The sequence below is a fragment of the Streptomyces sp. NPDC055400 genome (assembly GCF_053644375.1).
In genome coordinates this window covers 60,706-75,801 of sequence record NZ_JBSHLM010000001.1, presented here as the reverse complement: position 1 = coordinate 75,801, position 15,096 = coordinate 60,706, and the positions used below count along the sequence as shown (strand labels likewise).

The 15,096-nt window shown below is 71.1% G+C and carries 13 protein-coding genes; 12 read left to right on the top strand and 1 reads right to left on the bottom strand.

Features of this window, described 5'->3' with window-relative positions:
- Positions 1 to 7: 7 nt before the first annotated feature.
- Positions 8 to 1,468 carry an MFS transporter gene (locus ACWIGU_RS00370; protein WP_454395894.1) on the bottom strand — a complete coding sequence of 487 codons (1,461 nt, stop codon included), beginning with the start codon at positions 1,466 to 1,468 and terminating at the stop codon, positions 8 to 10.
- Positions 1,469 to 1,801: 333 nt separating this feature from the next.
- Here ACWIGU_RS00370 and ACWIGU_RS00365 point away from each other — a divergent pair, with 333 nt between their 5' ends.
- The 12 genes from ACWIGU_RS00365 to ACWIGU_RS00310 all read left to right on the top strand — a co-directional run bounded on the left by ACWIGU_RS00365 (position 1,802) and on the right by ACWIGU_RS00310 (position 14,910).
- Entirely contained in the window at positions 1,802 to 3,118 is a 1,317-nt protein-coding gene (locus tag ACWIGU_RS00365) for a phenylacetate--CoA ligase family protein (RefSeq protein ID WP_454395892.1), read from the top strand.
- Positions 3,119 to 3,234: 116 nt separating this feature from the next.
- Positions 3,235 to 4,083 carry a PaaX family transcriptional regulator gene (locus tag ACWIGU_RS00360; protein ID WP_454395890.1) on the top strand — a complete coding sequence of 283 codons (849 nt, stop codon included), beginning with the start codon at positions 3,235 to 3,237 and terminating at the stop codon, positions 4,081 to 4,083.
- A gap of 284 nt (positions 4,084 to 4,367) precedes the next feature.
- On the top strand, positions 4,368 to 4,967 hold the full coding sequence (locus ACWIGU_RS00355; RefSeq protein WP_454395888.1) for a UGSC family (seleno)protein: 600 nt from the start codon (positions 4,368 to 4,370) through the stop codon (positions 4,965 to 4,967).
- Positions 4,964 to 6,130, top strand: a complete 1,167-nt coding sequence (locus ACWIGU_RS00350; protein WP_454395886.1) for a hypothetical protein — start codon at positions 4,964 to 4,966, stop codon at positions 6,128 to 6,130. The genes ACWIGU_RS00355 and ACWIGU_RS00350 overlap by 4 nt, the downstream gene beginning before the upstream one ends.
- Before the next feature lie 64 nt (positions 6,131 to 6,194).
- Positions 6,195 to 6,443: a hypothetical protein gene (locus ACWIGU_RS00345; protein ID WP_454395884.1), complete on the top strand. Its 249-nt coding sequence runs from the start codon at positions 6,195 to 6,197 to the stop codon at positions 6,441 to 6,443.
- Positions 6,440 to 7,291, top strand: coding sequence for an SDR family NAD(P)-dependent oxidoreductase (locus tag ACWIGU_RS00340; protein ID WP_454395882.1), 852 nt, complete (start codon positions 6,440 to 6,442; stop codon positions 7,289 to 7,291). The genes ACWIGU_RS00345 and ACWIGU_RS00340 overlap by 4 nt, the downstream gene beginning before the upstream one ends.
- 90 nt (positions 7,292 to 7,381) lie before the next feature.
- Positions 7,382 to 8,374 carry a LysR family transcriptional regulator gene (locus ACWIGU_RS00335; RefSeq protein ID WP_454395881.1) on the top strand — a complete coding sequence of 331 codons (993 nt, stop codon included), beginning with the start codon at positions 7,382 to 7,384 and terminating at the stop codon, positions 8,372 to 8,374.
- A gap of 197 nt (positions 8,375 to 8,571) precedes the next feature.
- Complete coding sequence (locus ACWIGU_RS00330) at positions 8,572 to 9,864, top strand: FAD-dependent oxidoreductase (protein WP_454395879.1); 1,293 nt, start codon at positions 8,572 to 8,574, stop codon at positions 9,862 to 9,864.
- Positions 9,865 to 9,876: 12 nt separating this feature from the next.
- Positions 9,877 to 11,694 carry a dihydroxy-acid dehydratase gene (ilvD, locus tag ACWIGU_RS00325; protein WP_454395877.1) on the top strand — a complete coding sequence of 606 codons (1,818 nt, stop codon included), beginning with the start codon at positions 9,877 to 9,879 and terminating at the stop codon, positions 11,692 to 11,694.
- On the top strand, positions 11,691 to 12,974 hold the full coding sequence (locus ACWIGU_RS00320) for an aconitase X (RefSeq protein ID WP_454395875.1): 1,284 nt from the start codon (positions 11,691 to 11,693) through the stop codon (positions 12,972 to 12,974). Before ilvD ends, ACWIGU_RS00320 begins: the two co-directional genes overlap by 4 nt.
- Positions 12,975 to 13,003: 29 nt before the next feature.
- Positions 13,004 to 13,489: an aconitase X swivel domain-containing protein gene (locus tag ACWIGU_RS00315; RefSeq protein WP_454395873.1), complete on the top strand. Its 486-nt coding sequence runs from the start codon at positions 13,004 to 13,006 to the stop codon at positions 13,487 to 13,489.
- Positions 13,486 to 14,910, top strand: a complete 1,425-nt coding sequence (locus ACWIGU_RS00310) for an MFS transporter (RefSeq protein ID WP_454395871.1) — start codon at positions 13,486 to 13,488, stop codon at positions 14,908 to 14,910. The genes ACWIGU_RS00315 and ACWIGU_RS00310 overlap by 4 nt, the downstream gene beginning before the upstream one ends.
- Positions 14,911 to 15,096: the final 186 nt, after the last annotated feature.

The window sequence follows — 15,096 nt, the reverse complement described above, 5'->3', positions numbered from 1 at the left end:
TGCTTCTCTAAGACAGTTCAGGGCTCGGCCGCCGCTCGGCGGAGGACGTGGCCGGTGTCGCCGGCCCCGGGGCCGCGTTGATCGCGGACAGCGCGCGGCCGGTGGTGGGGATGGCGAGAAGGAAAATGATCAGCGCGCCGAACGCATAGCCCGCACCGATCAGCAGCATGGACATCCGCGGGTCGGCGGTCGCGATCACCGAGACGAGGACCAGTGACTGTGTGATGCCGCCGACCTGTCCCAGGCCTCCGGCGAGCGAGGCGCCGGTGGTGCGAGCGAAGGTCGGGAAGATCTCCGCGGCGTAGCTGTAGCCCGGAACGAAGATCATGGGGCTGAAGCCGTGCAGCATGATCGACGCGATCAGGTACGAGGTGAAGCTGCCGTCCCCCACCGCGATGACCAGGGTGGAACCGGTGGCGATCAGCAGCCCGCACACGATCAGTGTCCGGCGCTCCACCCGGTCGATGATCAGCGGCATCGCCAGATAGCCGGCGATGCCGAGCACTTGGCCGACGCTGGTGAGGCTGGTGATCTCCCGCAGGGACATCCCCATCTTCTCCAGGATCGCGGGCTGCAGAGTGAGGGTGGCGCGCACGGCCCACTGGAGTCCGAACCAGAAGGCCGCGACGACCAGGAGGCGTTGCAGGAAAGGCGGCTTGAGGAGCCGGGCGACGGGGAAGCGCGGCGGCGGCGGTTCGGATGCCTCGAATTCGGGCTCGGGCAGTGTCTCGCCGGCCCGGCGCAGCCGCTCCTCCATCGCGTCGACGATGGTGTTGGTCTCGGCGTCGCGGCCCCTGGCGGCCAGCCAGCGCGGCGACTCGGGCAGGATGCCGGGCCGGGCGGCGACGAGCAGGACGAACGCCAGGGCGCCGATGCCGTACACCCAGCGCCAGCCCGACGCGGACAACGGCACCAGCCAGCCGGACAGTTGAGCCGCCCCGAGGCCGCCGACGCTGGAGGCGAGGACCGTGATCGAGACGTACCGGCCGCGCCGATGGGCGGGCGAGAACTCCTGCACGTACGACGTGCACACGGCGAGACCGCCGCCGGTGGCCAGGCCGGACAGCACGCGGAAGACCACCAGGGACGGCCCGTCCCAGGCCAGCGCGCACACCAGCGCGCTCAGCCCGAGCGCCGCCATGCCGATGAGGTAGGTGCGGCGGCGGCCCAGGATGTCGCCCAGCGAACCGAAGAGGAAGGCGCCCACTGCGGTGGCGATGGCATTGCCGGTGAGCATCACCGTCACCGCGGGGGTGGAGAGGTGGAAGTGCTCGGTCATCGGGGTGAGTGTGTAGCCGACGATGCTGACGTCGTAGATGTCGATGAAGTAGGCCAGGCCCAGGATCACGAACGCGAGCCGGGGCAGGCCCCAGCGGGGGAGCCGTTCGATGCGGGCGGCGATCGTGTCCGCGGTCGAGGGGGCCGGGCCGGGGGGTGATCCAGGTGGTGGCGCCGGGGTGCCGGGCATGGTGTGGGTCCCTTCTCACGAGAGCGCGTCGTTGCGGGGGAGGGGAAGGGCAGCGTGAACACCCCGCCGGAAGGGCGGAGTTCGTACGTACGGGACTTTCTCGGCGTACCGAAGTCGGCTCGACGCGGCCGGAGGGGCGGGGTGTGGGGGCGGACCGGACCTCACGTGGGTGCTGCGCCACGCCACATGGAAGGCGCTGAGCCTGACGTATGTCAATGAGTATGTCTTGCTTTTCTGTTGACGGTCGTCATGGATCTGCATAAGTTGCCGGACGGAATCACCTCCGGTCGTCTCTCCGGGCGCCGGACCAGTCAGTGGGAAGGACCGCCCGTCATGGCCGCCTCCACCGCAGTTCCCGGTTTCGTCCCCGCCGACCGGGCCGCCCGTACCGATGCGGCCCTGCGCTCCCAACTCGCCTACACCGTCGCCCGCTCACCGTTCTACGAGCGCCTGTGGCGCGCGGCCGGCGTCTCCCCGGGGCGTATCCGCACCGTCGCGGAGCTGGCCGAGCTCCCCTTCACCGAGAAGCAGCAACTCCGCGACAGTCAGGTCGCCGCGCCCCCGCTCGGCACGCACGCGGCAGCCCCCATGGCCGAGATCATCCGCCTGCACGCCTCCACCGGCACCACCGGCCGGCCCAGCTGGGTCGGTGTCACGCGCAGCGATGCCGACGCCTGGACCGACGCCGTCGCGACCGCCCTGAGCACTCAGGGCCTGACCAGCGACGACATCGTCATACACGGCTCGGGCCTGACCCTGTTCGTCGGCGGCCTCCCCGTGCGCGATGCCGCCGAGCGGATCGGCGCCACCCTCGTCCCCATCGGCACCGGCGCGTCCGAGAAGGCACTGCTCGCCCTCGACTCGATGCCCGTCACCGCCCTGCACTCCACCCCCTCCTACGCCCGTTACCTCGCCGACTACCTGCGCGAACGCGGCCGCGATCCCCGCGAGTTCGGACTGCGGAAGATCATCGTGGGGGGAGAGCCCGGCGGCGGCGAGCCCGCCTTCCGTGAGCGGGTCCGGGCCGACTGGGGCGCCACCGTCACCGAGGGCCTCGGCAATGCCGACATGGCGCCGATCATCTTCGCCGAGCCGCCCGGCGCCGCCGGAATGCGGCTGACCGCCCAGGACATCGTCCTCGTCGAGCTCATCGACCCCGTCAGCGGCGACGTCATCCCTGCGGAACCCGGCGCGAGCGGCGAACTCGTCTACACCTCGCTCGGCCGCCGCGCCTGCCCCCTGATCCGCTTGCGCACCCGCGACCGCGTCACCGTCACAGGCCGCGACGCCGACGGCGCTCCGCTGATCCGCTGTGTGGGCCGCACCGACGACATGCTGATCGTGCTCGGCGTCAACGTCTTCCCCTCGGCCGTACGTGACGTCGTCCAGACCCTGCACCCGCGTACCACCGGCACCCTCCGGGTCCTCCTGGAGAGTCGAGGGCCCCGCGTGGAGCCCCCGTTGAGGGTGGAGGTGGAGGCGGCGGTGGCGGAGGGGAGTGATGCGGATGTCACGCTCGGCGCGGACCTGGAAGGGCTGATCAGGAGCCGTCTCTCGATCCCGGCCACCGTGCGGGTGGTGCCGGCAGGCACCCTGGAGCGGTCCGAGATGAAGACCCGGCTTGTCCATGTGGTGGACGGGCGGGCGTGATGAAGGCTGGTGTCACCGTGCAGGACGTAAGCGCCGAGTCACCGGGAAAGGGCCCTGGGGGCGCCGCGGATCCTGGGGAGGAAGCACCGCAACAACGCGGTCCACAGCGCCTGTTGATGATGCTCCTCGGCGACTACTGGTTCGACCGCACCGAGGCCATCCCGTCCGCTGCGCTGGTCGCGCTGCTCGCCGACTTCGGGGTGAGCGAGGTCGGCGCCCGCGCCGCGCTCAGCAGGCAGGCCCGTCGTGGTCTGCTCGACGTCGACAAGCAGGGTCGGCGTACGTTCTATCGCCTGAGCCCACGGTCCGTGGAGCACTTCACCGAGACCGGCGCCCGTATCGCGGCCTTCGGCGCGGAAGCTCCCGGCCGGCGGTGGGACGGCCAGTGGTCACTGGTCGCCTTCTCCGTCCCGGAGCAGCAGCGGTCCGTCCGGCACGCCCTGCGCGAACAGCTGCGCTGGCTCGGCTACGCACCCCTCTACGACGGAGTCTGGATCTCGCCGCACGCGAACGAGCGAGAGGTGCGTGAGGCCCTCGACGAGCTGCACATCACCACCGCCACCGTCTTCCGCGCACAGGAGTCCGCCCTCCCGCAGGGCGGCACGGGAGCCCTCGGGGCCTGGGATCTCGACGAGCGCCGGGAAGCCGTCGAGGGGTTCGTCGAGTCTTGGAGCGTGTGGGACAGGCGCGCCGGGAGCGGCGACGTGGCACCGGCCGACGCGCTGCGGGCCCGCACCGAACTCATCACGCAGTGGCGGACGTTGATGACCCGCGACCCCCAACTGCCGCGTGAGCTCCTGCCTGACCGCTGGCCGCTGGCCCGCGCCCGCGCCGTGTTTGTCTCCGTCTACGACGCGTTGGGGCCGCTCGCCGAGTTCCGGATGCGACAGCTGATCGCCGTACACGACGAGGAGCTGGCAGCGCTGGCGATGCACCACACCGTGACGGACCTCGCCGGGCTCTGACGCGGACCGCCGTTGCTGCCGTGAGTGAGGGTGGATCACATTGTTGATGTAGCTTGCGACGCTCGTCGTGTGAAGTGTCTTGTAAGGAGCGCCGGTTGAGGCGAGACTGTGGGAGTCGCCTCGACGCCCGACCCGTCCGGACCGCTGTGTCGGGACGCCGGAGCGGCCGGGCCTGCGCGCTGCGCATACGAAGCGATTGCGGCGTTCGAAGAACCCATCCGATGGCCGCAGTTGAGGCCCACTCCCGTAGCCCCGCGAACCGGGCCCCACCCAAGGAGGTAGCGGTGCCGAGCACCATCCTCGACCCCACCGGAGGAAGTCCCGCCGCACAGGACGGCGCCCCCGGCCCCCGCACAGCCCCAGCCGCCTCCGCGATCCAGCTGCGCGGAGCCCGGATCGCCCTGCTGGAGAACACCAAGCACAACGCGGCCCTGCTGCTCGCCGAGATCGGCGCCCTGCTGCGCACCGAGCACCAGGTCGCCACCCTGATCCCGCACACCAAGCACAACTTCGCCGTCCCCGTCCCCGACGAACTGCTGCACGAACTCACCGACACCGTCGACGCGGTCGTCACCGGGATCGGCGACTGCGGTTCGTGCAGTGGCTCGGCGGTCGCCGACGGCATCATCCTCGAACGCCATGGCATCCGGGCCGCGGTCATCTGTTCGGACGCATTCACGGCGAGCGCCGACGCCATGGCGGAATTGACCGGCGACGCCGCCTTCGACTACCTCACGACCGCCCACCCGGTGGCTGTACTCACCCCCGAACAGGTCGGCGAGCGCGCACGGCAGCTCCTGCCCGAGATCGTCACCCGGCTCACCGGGGCCGCAGTCATGGCCTCCTCCGCCGGCCACTCGGCCCCCGAGGCAGGCCGTCGATGACCGCCACCCCCTCCGCGTCCACCCGCGCACGCACACCGCACCCCGCCCCGGTGGAGGTCCCCTTCGACGCCGAAGCGGCAGGCCAGGCAGTCGAGTTCGGGTACGTCCGCGGCTGGTCGGACGGGCTTCCGCTGACGCCCGCGACCCCCGCGCTGGTCGACCGCTTCCTCGCCACCACCCCCCGGGACTCCGGCGAGATCATCGGCAGCCTGGACCACCTCGGCCGTGCCTGCACCGTCGAACTCGCCGCCGTCAACGCCGCCATGGCCGGCTGCACCCCCGATCTCTTCCCTGTCGTCCTCGCCGCCTGGGACGCCCTCATGCTGGAGCGGGCCGCACGGGGCGGCGCGTGGCAGTCGACCTCCGGGCCCTCCCCGCTGATCGTCGTCAACGGGCCGCTGCGCAAGGAACTCGGCTTCAACTCCACCGGCGGCGCCCTCGGCCCCGGGTTCCGGGCCAACGCCACCGTCGCCCGCGCCCTCGGCCTCATCATCCGTAACGCCTTCGGCATCCACCCGCACGGCCTGGAGCAATCCAGCCAGGGCGTGCCCGGCCGATGGTCCCTGTGCGTCGGCGAGAACGAGGAGGACAGTCCCTGGGAGCCGCTCGCCACCAGCACCAGCACCAGCACCAGCACCAGCCCCGGTGCCGACGCCCGCCCGGCCACCCCCGACGCTGTCACCGCCACCCTGCTGCGCACCTGTGCCTACGTCGACAACCGGCACACCGCCGACCCCGAACAGATCCTCTGGGACCTGGCCGACGCCATGTCCGCCACCGGCTCGATCATCTTCGAGCACACCTCCTGCGCCCTCCTCCTCGGCCCGGACCACGCCCGCCTCCTCGCCGACCACGGCTACAGCCGACGCGACGTACAGCGGTGGCTGTACGAGCACGCCGGCCGCACCGTCGCGGACCTGCGCCGAGCCGGCAAGGACGGGCTCGGCGCCGACAACGGCGTGCGCCATGCCACCGGCACCGCGCCCGCCGCTCCGGGCGGCGAGGAGTTCGTACGGTTCCTGCCCTCGCCCGAGTCCGTCCCCGTGGTGGTGACCGGAGCACCGGGGGCGGCCATGTCCATGGTGGGCCGGATCTTCGGCGCCTGGTCGGGCCGATCGGTGCCCGTCGTCCGGCGCGAGCCCCACCCCGCCACGGCATCGTGACCCGACCCGACCCGACCCGACCTGACCCCTTCACCAAGGACCAAAAGGACCAAGGAGACCCGACGTGTTCGACCCTGCAACTCTGGCACCCGTGAGCGCCACCCTGGAGGCCGACGGCTTCCACCTGGACGCCCGTTCCGCGCCCGACGGCACCTTGATGGTTACCGTCACCGCCGACGCGGGCACCTGCGGCGACTGCCTGGTCCCCAAGGACGTTCTGCGCCAGATCCTGCGCCGGGCCCTGGACCTGCCCGACCTGGCCATCGACCTCACCTACCCGAGCGATACGACAACCTCGGGGAGCTACCGATGACCGATGCCCTCACCGCGTCCGTCACGCCTCGCGACTTCACTGCCCCGCAGGACCCGGTGGCCGCTCCTGACCCGGCGGCCGATGGGCAATGGCTCGCCGGCCGCACCGCCCTGGTGACAGGGGCCGGACTCACCGGCCCCGAAGGCGGCGTCGGATACGCCGTCGCCCGCGTCTTCGCCCGGCACGGAGCCGCCGTCGCGGTGCTCGACCGCGACCCGCAGGCGGCGGACCGCACCGTCGAGGCCGTGCTGAAGGCGGGCGGCGAAGCCTTCCGGATCGACGCCGACGCCACCAGTGACGACGACTGCCGCCGTGCGGTCGAGGACACCGTGCGGGCAGGCGGCGGGCTGGACATCCTCGTCAACAACGTGGCCTCGGGGGAGCGTTCCGGCATCTTCGATGTCGAGAGCGACGACTGGGACCGGCTCATGGACGTCAACCTGAAGTCGGCCTGGCTGATGACCCGGCACGCCGAGCGGGTCATGGGCGAGGGCGCCGCCATCGTCAACATCTCCTCCGTCGGTGCGCGCAGCCCCGGCCCCGGCATGGTCTACAGCGTCGCCAAGGCGGGCCTGGAGAACCTCACCAAGGGCGCCGCCGCCTCGCTCGGCCCGCGCGGCATCCGCGTCAACTGCGTCCAGATCGGCGCCATCTGGTCCGCGATGGCGGCCCGCAACATTCCCGCCGAGGCGCGCGAGGCCCGCTGCGGCTCCATCGTCCTCGGCACCGAGGGCACCCCGTGGGACCCGGCCTACGCCGCCCTTTTCCTCGCCAGCGGCAAGGCCCGCTGGATCTCCGGCCACATTCTGACCGTGGAGGGCGGTGGGATGGGGCGGCCACGGACCTGAGCCCGACACGGGTGACCTGGCGAGGGGGCTTCCGGCCGGCGAAAGTCCCCTTGCCGCCGCACCGTCGTCCAGGGCAATCTCCGCCCCACCATGACTGAACCCACCACTGGACCCGCCACCGAATCCCGTACCCGCCCCTCCGCCCACCTGGCCAACCTGGACCTGAACCTCCTGGTCACCATGAGGGCACTGTTTCGCGAGCGCAACGTCACCCGCGCCGCCCGCGGCCTCGGTGTCACCCAGCCCGCCGTCAGCGCCGCGCTGTCCCGGCTGCGACGGCACTTCGGCGACGAACTGCTCGTACGCACCCAGGGCGCCTACGTACTCACGCCCCTGGCCGTGCAACTGGCCGGACAAGTGGAGACGGTGTGCGCGGCGACCGAGCGCCTCTTCGCGACCGGGAGCGCCTTCGAACCGGCCACCTCGCGCCGGGAGTTCACTCTGCTGATGGCCGACTATCCGGCGACAGTGATCGGCCCGCACCTGTCTCGACTGCTGGCCGGTGAAGCCCCGAGCTGCTCCTTGCACATGCAACTGGTCAGGGAGGTGATCGGCGGGGATGCCACCGACACGCTACGTCTCGTGGACGGCGTCATATCGCCCGCGCTCGGCCATTTCCAGGTGCCCGGAGCCGCATCGGCCCCACTGTTCCGGGACCGGTGGGTATGCCTGGTCGCGGCGGAGCATCCGTTGGCGGCGGCGGACCGCTTCGATACGGACGAACTCGCCGGGCAACCCTGGGTGGTGCCCTATCACCGCGACGACGGGTACCCGTCCGCGGCGCCCGCCACCCGGCAACTCAGCGCGCTCGGTATCCGTCCCCATATCGCCGTCCGGGTGGAGAGTTACCGGGCCGTACCCGACTTCATCGCGGGCACATGCCGCGTGGCGCTGGTCCCTGCCCGACTCGCCGCGACCCTGTCCGAGGACGCGGGCCTGCGTACCCTCGAGTGCCCCACAGCCCTTGAACCGCTCGACGAGCGCCTGTGGTGGGACTCCAGCCATGACCAGGACCCGGCCCACATGTGGCTGCGCTCCCTGGTGCGCAGGGCTGCGGACCGACTTCCCGCGCTCGTTCCCTGAGCCGGCCCCCTTCCGGCTTCCCGGCCCACGACCGTCTCGGCCCACGACGATAAACGCCATTGATACCCCTCAGTCGAACACCTTATTGACCAGGGCGTTCCCGTAGGCCGAAAGGCTCTCCTACTGTGCGGCGCAGGCCCTGACCAGCCGGGCCGCACCCGCTTCGCCCCGTCTCATCGCGCTGCACGGAGTCGCTGATGCCGCACGCCCTCACCGAACTCGAGATCCACACCGTCACCAAGTCACCCGGCACCGCACCCCACGAACTCACCGCCGACCTGTGTGTCGTGGGCGCCGGAGTTTCCGGTCTCTCGGCCGCCGTCGAAGCCGCCAGGCTCGGCCGCGACGTCGTACTCGTCGACTCGCTGCCATTGCTCGGCGGCCAGATGGTGAACTCCCTCATCGGCCTGTTCTGCGGAGTCTTCGGCAACGGCCCGGACTACCACCAGCTGACCCACGGCATCTTCGACGGCATCCTCACCGATCTCGACAAGACCGGTGACTTGCACTACAACCGCGGACACACGCTCACCGTCAACTATGACGAGGTGGCCCTGGGCCGCTGGGTGGAACGCACCGTCCACGACCTGGGCATCAGGGTCGTACTCGGCGCGGGCATCACCGAGGTGGAGCGTCCGGGCCGCCGGATCGAGGCCATTTCCTTCGCCACCCGGCACGGCGCCGTCCGCGTCACTGCGTCCGGCTTCGTCGATGCGACCGGCGACGCCGCCCTCGCCTGGGAAGCGGGCCTGCCCTGCCGGCTTCCCGAGCGCACCATCTACGGCTCGCAGCAGCTCGTCCTCGAACACCTCCACGAGGAGCACCAGCCGGGCCGTGACGAACTCGCCGCACACGTCGCCGCGAAGGCCGCCGCCTACGGACTGCCGCGCCGCGACGGCCTCGCCTTCTTCTTCCCCGGCCGGGGCACCGCCGTCCTCAACATGACGCACATTCCCGCGCCCCTCGACCCCGTCGCGAGCTCCGCGGCCCAGCTGGAAGGCCGCGAACAGGCCGACCGTGTGGTGGAGTTCCTGCGCACCGAGTTCCCCAAGGCGTTCGGCGACGCCAGGGTCCGCGCCTATGGACTCCCCGGCCGCCGGCAGACCCGCTGGATCAAGGGCGTCCACCAGCTGTCCCTCGACGAGGTGCGCAGCGGCATCCGCTTCGAGGACGCGGTCGCCCGCACCGCCTGGCCCGTCGAACTGCACGACCGGGCCGACGGCTACGTCTGGGAGACGTTCGACGCGGACCATGTGCACTATGTGCCGCTGCGCTCCCTCCTCTCTCCCGACTGCGACAACCTCGTCGCCGCGGGCCGCTGCGCGGACGGTGACGCGGCCGCCCTCTCCAGCGTCCGCGTGATGGGGCCCTGCGCAGCCATGGGGGCGGGTGCGGCGCACGCCCTGGACCTGGCAGGACCCGAAGGCAGCGTGCACACCGTCGACCCCACCGTGTTGCGGGCCCGCGTTGCCGCCAACGTAGAGAGCTGAGGGCCCTTCGCCATGACCGATTCCACCACCGAGCTGCGATCCACCGGACTGCGTAGCAACTACCGCCCCGGAACCTCCCCTTGGGCCGTCCGCCGCGCCCAGTGGCGCGCGCTCGGCCTCACCGACGAGGACATGGTCAAACCGAAGATCGCCATCGTCAACTCGTCGTCCCAGCTCGCCTCCTGCTACAGCCATCTCGACGAGATCGCCGTCGCCGCCAAACAGGCGATCGCGGACGCCGGAGGCATCGGCTTCGAAATACGCACCGTCGCCCCGAGTGACTTCATCCACAGCGTGGGCGGCCGAGGCGGCTACATCCTCTCCGCCCGCGACCTGATCGCCCATGACATCGAGGCGGCCGTGGAAGGCGCCCAACTCGACGGCATGCTGTGCCTGGCCTCCTGTGACAAGACCGCGCCGGGCCAGCTGATGGCCGCCGCCCGCCTGGATCTGCCCTCACTCGTCGTCGGCTGCGGCTACCAGCCCTGCGGCACCTTCGCGGGCCGCCACTGCGACATCGAGGACGTGTTCCTCGCCGCGGGCCACCACGCACAGGGCCGCCTCGGCCTCGACGAACTGACCGGCATGAGCGAGAACGCCGTCGCCGGACCGGGAGTCTGCGCGGGGATGGGCACCGCCAACTCGATGCACATCGCCTGTGAGGCCCTCGGTCTCGCCCTGCCCGGGTCGACGCCCGTGCAGGCGAACAGCCCCCGGATGTGGGAGGACGTGCGTGCGGCGGGCCGCCGGATCGTCGACCTCGTACGTGAGGACGTCCGCCCGCGCGCCCTGCTCACCCGCGAGGCGTTCGAGAACGCCGTCACGGTGATGCTGGCCCTCAGCGCCTCGATCAACTCCGTCAAGCACCTCCAGGCCGTCGCCGAGGAGGCCGAGACCGGCATCGACGTCTACGGCCTGTACGAGGAACTGGCCGACCGGGTACCGCTGTTGGCTGCGGTGCGCCCCAACGGGCCGCATTCCATCGAGGAGTTCGAGGCGGCCGGGGGAGCCCTCGCGGTCATCCGGCAGCTCGGCGACCTGCTCCACCGCGACGCGCCCACCGTGTCCGGACACACCCTCGGCGAGGAGAGCGCCCGCCATCCCGTCACCGGGCCGGAGGTCATCCGCAGCCGGGAGCGCCCGCTCGGCTCCCGCCCCACCATCGTGCTCGTGCGCGGCTCCCTGGCCCCCGCGACCGGCATCGTCAAACTCTCCGTCGACGAGGATCGCCCCGGGGCGTTCACCGGTCCGGCCAAGGTCTACGAGACCCCGACGACTGCCCTCGACGGGCTGCGGGACGGCGAGGTACTGCCGGGCCAGGTGCTCGTCCTGAGAGGCCTCGGACCCAAGGGCACCCCCGGCATGGGCATGGCCTCACGGCCCGTCTTCGCCCTCGACGGGGCGGGGCTGACCGGCAAGGTCGCGGTGGTCACCGACGGCCAGCTCTCCGGCCTGGTCAACAAGGGCATCGTGGTCGGGGAGGTGTCCCCGGAAGCCGCCGAAGGAGGTCCGCTCGCCCTCGTCCGCGACGGCGACACCATCCGCGTCGACCTGGCAACCCGGCGCATCGACCTCCTCGTCCCGGAGGCGGAACTCGCCCGGCGCGACGCCGACGGTGCCCGCGCCACCGTCGCACCCGAACCGGTCACCGGCTGGCTCTCCGTCTACCGGCGCACCGTCCGCCCCCTGCAGCAGGGTGCGGTCCTCACCCCGCCCCCATCGGCCGAAGCCGAAGCCAGGCCTGCGCGGGAAGTCCCGAGCGCGCCGCCCGCCCCGGCCGGCCACCACCCCCTCGATCGAGGCCCCGCCGACGAAAGCCGTCCCGTATGAACCTCACCGACTCCGACAAGGCCATGCTCGACGGCGCCGAAGGACCCGCGGTCGCCGCGGCCATGGACCTCTTGGTCCGCTATGGACAGGCTCTCGACGCCGAGCACCTCTGCGACGTACGCAACGTCGCCGGCACCATGACCCAACCCTCGCCCGCCAAGGCACGCCTGGTGGCCGAAGGCGGCTGGGACAAGGCGTACGCCGTCCTCAACCTGGACAGCGACGGCGACTTCACCATCCCCGACATGCGCGTCCCCACCTGCCAGCTCCAGCAGAGTTTCGGCCCCGACGCCGCGGGCATCGCCCCGCACCCCACCCACGACCTGGTGCAACTCCAGTCGGACGCCGAGTCGTTCTACGGCCGCAAAGGCGTCAACATCCTCGCCACCTGCACGCCCTACCAGGTCGGCAACATCCCCGTACGAGGGGAGCACGTCGCCTGGATGGAATCCTCGGCCGTCGTCTACGCCAACTCCGTGCTCGGCGCCCGCACCAACTGCGAGGGCACCGCTTCCACGGGAGCCGCTTCGCTCACCGGGCGCATCCCCTGCTGGGGAAACCACCGCAGCGCCAACCGCCTGGGCACCCACCACATCAAGGTCCGCACCCGCGTCACCGGCGCCCTCGACTGGGGCATGCTCGGCTACTTCGCGGGTGACCTCGTCCAGGAGGAACGCCCCGTCATCAGCGGGGATCTGGGGCAGCCCGACCTCCTCGACCTCAAGCACTTCGGTGCGGCCGCGGCCTCCTCGGGCGGCGTCGAGATCTTCCACCTGCCGGGTATCACCCCGGAGGCCCCCACTCTGGAATCGGCGTTCGCCGATGCCGCGATCCCCGAAGCCGTGTCCTACGGCGCGGACGAACGCCGCGCCGTCTACGAGGACCTCAACTCCCAAGGCACCAGCACCGATGTCGACTTCGTCCTCCTCGGCTGCCCGCACGCCTCACTCGACCAGGTCCGCGACACCGCCCGCCTCCTGGAGGGCAGACGCCTCAACTCCGGTACGCAGCTGTGGCTCATGGTGCCGCGTGCCCTGCGTACCACCGCCGACCGCAACGGCTGGACCGCGGTCATCGAGGCGGCCGGCGCCAGGGTCATGACCGACTCCTGCCCCGCCATGTCCCGCACCGCGCCGCCCGGCACCAGGGTGTTCGCGACCGACTCGGCCAAACAAGCCCACTACCTGCCCGCGATCCTCGGCATCGAGGCGTGGTTCGGGACGCTCGCCGACTGCGTCGAGGCCGCCGTCACCGGCCGCTGGCAGGGAGAACTGCGGTGAACCAGACGGAATGGGAAGGGGGAACTGCGGTGACACAGAGGCCTGTTGTGCTCCACGGACGCACGGTCGTCCCCGGGATCGCCGAGGGCGAGGCACTCGTCTCGTCGGCGACGGTCTCCGGCTGGGGCGGCATCGACCCGGCCCGCGGGGTCATCATCGAGCGCCGCCACCCGCTGTACGGCCAGTCCTTCGCGGGCCGGATCCTGGTCTTCCCCGGCGCCAAGGGCTCATCCGGCTGGTCCGGCTTCTTCCAGGCGACCCGCCTCGCGGGCACCGCACCCCTCGGCATGATCTTCGTGAAGGTGACCTCGAAGGCGGCGCTCGGCGCGGTCGTCACGCGGGTCCCGACCCTGACCGACCTCGACGCCGACCCGCTCACCGTCATCCGGACCGGCGACCGCGTCACCCTCGACGCCGACACGGGCACGGTGACCATCCAACCGGTCTCAGCCCTGGCATCCGCCCCCGTGTCCACGTCCGTTCACCACCCCTCAACGGCGAGGAGTTCCCAATGAGAGCGCAGCCCCCGGTCGTCGAACTCGCCCCGATCGTGGAGCGGCAGCCCGCCACGCGCCGCTGGATCGCGATGTACGCGGTCTGCTGCCTCATCACGTTCCTCGACGGCTTCGACTTCCAGATACTGTCCTTCGCCGCCACCTACATCAAGAAGGACTTCCACCTCACCGAGACCCAGATCGGGACCCTGGGGACGGTCGGCCTGTTCGGCACCATGATCGGCGCGTTGATCATGGGATACGTCGCAGACCGCATCGGCCGCAGGCCAGCCATCCTCGCCTGCGTAGTCGGCTTCGGCATCTTCATGCTGGCCTTCGCCTACGCCGACACCTATGCCCACCTGTTCGCCCTGCGCTTCGTGTCCGGGCTGTTCCTCGGCGGTGTGCTGCCGCTGACCTGGGCGCTGTCCGCCGAGTATGCGCCCAGGCGGTTCCGTGTCACCGGAGTGTCGATCATCATGGTCGGCTACACCCTCGGCGGTGCCGCGGGCGGCCCGCTGTCCAACCTCCTGGTCCCCGACCACGGTTGGCGCTCCGTCTTCGTGCTGGGCGGGGTCTGCTCCCTGCTCACCGTCGTGGCGGTGTGGATATGCGTCCCGGAGTCGGTGAAGTTCCTCGCGGTACGAGCCCGCGGCGGCAGCGACGAGCGGATCGCCCGCATCCTGCATCGCCTCCAGCCGGGCCTCGACCTGGCACAGGGCACCCGCTTCACCACCGGCGACCACCAGCAGCAGTCCGCAGTCAAGGGATTCACTCTGGCAGCCCTCTTCCGCGGCCCGCTGGCCCGTATCACCCCCCTGCTGTGGCTGGTGTACCTGCTGTCCTCCGCCCTGATCTACTTCATGGTCTTCTGGACGCCGATGATCAACGAGGGGATGGGGTTCAGCGTCGACGCTGCGGCCACCATCGCGGCGGCGGCCAGCGTGGCGGGAGCCTTCGGGCAGCTCGCGATCAGCCGTTTCGTCGACCGGAAGGGCGCCGGCGTCATCCTGTGGATGCCGCTGGCCGCCGTCGTCTGCATGCTCACTCTCGGCCTGGGAGCCCTCGCTCCGACCGTGTATGTGGTGGTCGTCATCTCGGCCAAGATGTTCATCAACGGTGGTCACGGCGGCATCACCAGTATCGCCGGCACCTTCTACCCGACGGCCGTTCGCGCCAACGGGGCAGCCTGGGCCTCTTCGGTGGCCAAGGTCGGCGCGATGATCGGCCCCTGGCTAGGCGGAGTACTGCTCGACACGGGCCTCGGCGCCCGGGGCGCATTCGTGATCTTCGCGGTCTGTCCGGCGGCGATGGTCCTGGTCCTGATCTGCCTGGGCCGCGCCCAGCGCCGGCTGCCCGTCGACGCGGAGGGCGCCGTCGCCACCACACCCGAGCCCACCGCCACAACGGCCGCGTCGTCCAGGACGGTCCCCCAGCCCTGACCGTGCTTGCTGACAGGGGCGGGATTTCCTGCCCTGAACGGCGAACGAAGCACCCCGCGTCCCTCGTCCTTGACTGCCTCGGCACACCCGATCCGCGGGAAGTCCCGGTCTTCGCCCCGCAGATCGGTAACGGCCTCCAGCGGGACCTCAGCAACACCTGGGTAGTCCTGCTCAGCGAACTGGCTT

What these genes read in the sequence shown, in the direction of transcription:
- ACWIGU_RS00330 (WP_454395879.1), top strand. Translation starts at nt 8,572, where the DNA reads ATGCCGCACGCCCTCACCGAACTCGAGATCCACACCGTCACCAAGTCA.
- ACWIGU_RS00335 (WP_454395881.1), top strand. Translation starts at nt 7,382, where the DNA reads ATGACTGAACCCACCACTGGACCCGCCACCGAATCCCGTACCCGCCCC.
- ACWIGU_RS00320 (WP_454395875.1), top strand. Translation starts at nt 11,691, where the DNA reads ATGAACCTCACCGACTCCGACAAGGCCATGCTCGACGGCGCCGAAGGA.
- ACWIGU_RS00340 (WP_454395882.1), top strand. Translation starts at nt 6,440, where the DNA reads ATGACCGATGCCCTCACCGCGTCCGTCACGCCTCGCGACTTCACTGCC.
- ACWIGU_RS00360 (WP_454395890.1), top strand. Translation starts at nt 3,235, where the DNA reads ATGATGCTCCTCGGCGACTACTGGTTCGACCGCACCGAGGCCATCCCG.
- ACWIGU_RS00370 (WP_454395894.1), bottom strand. Translation starts at nt 1,468, where the DNA reads ATGCCCGGCACCCCGGCGCCACCACCTGGATCACCCCCCGGCCCGGCC.
- ACWIGU_RS00365 (WP_454395892.1), top strand. Translation starts at nt 1,802, where the DNA reads ATGGCCGCCTCCACCGCAGTTCCCGGTTTCGTCCCCGCCGACCGGGCC.
- ACWIGU_RS00310 (WP_454395871.1), top strand. Translation starts at nt 13,486, where the DNA reads ATGAGAGCGCAGCCCCCGGTCGTCGAACTCGCCCCGATCGTGGAGCGG.
- ACWIGU_RS00350 (WP_454395886.1), top strand. Translation starts at nt 4,964, where the DNA reads ATGACCGCCACCCCCTCCGCGTCCACCCGCGCACGCACACCGCACCCC.
- ilvD (WP_454395877.1), top strand. Translation starts at nt 9,877, where the DNA reads ATGACCGATTCCACCACCGAGCTGCGATCCACCGGACTGCGTAGCAAC.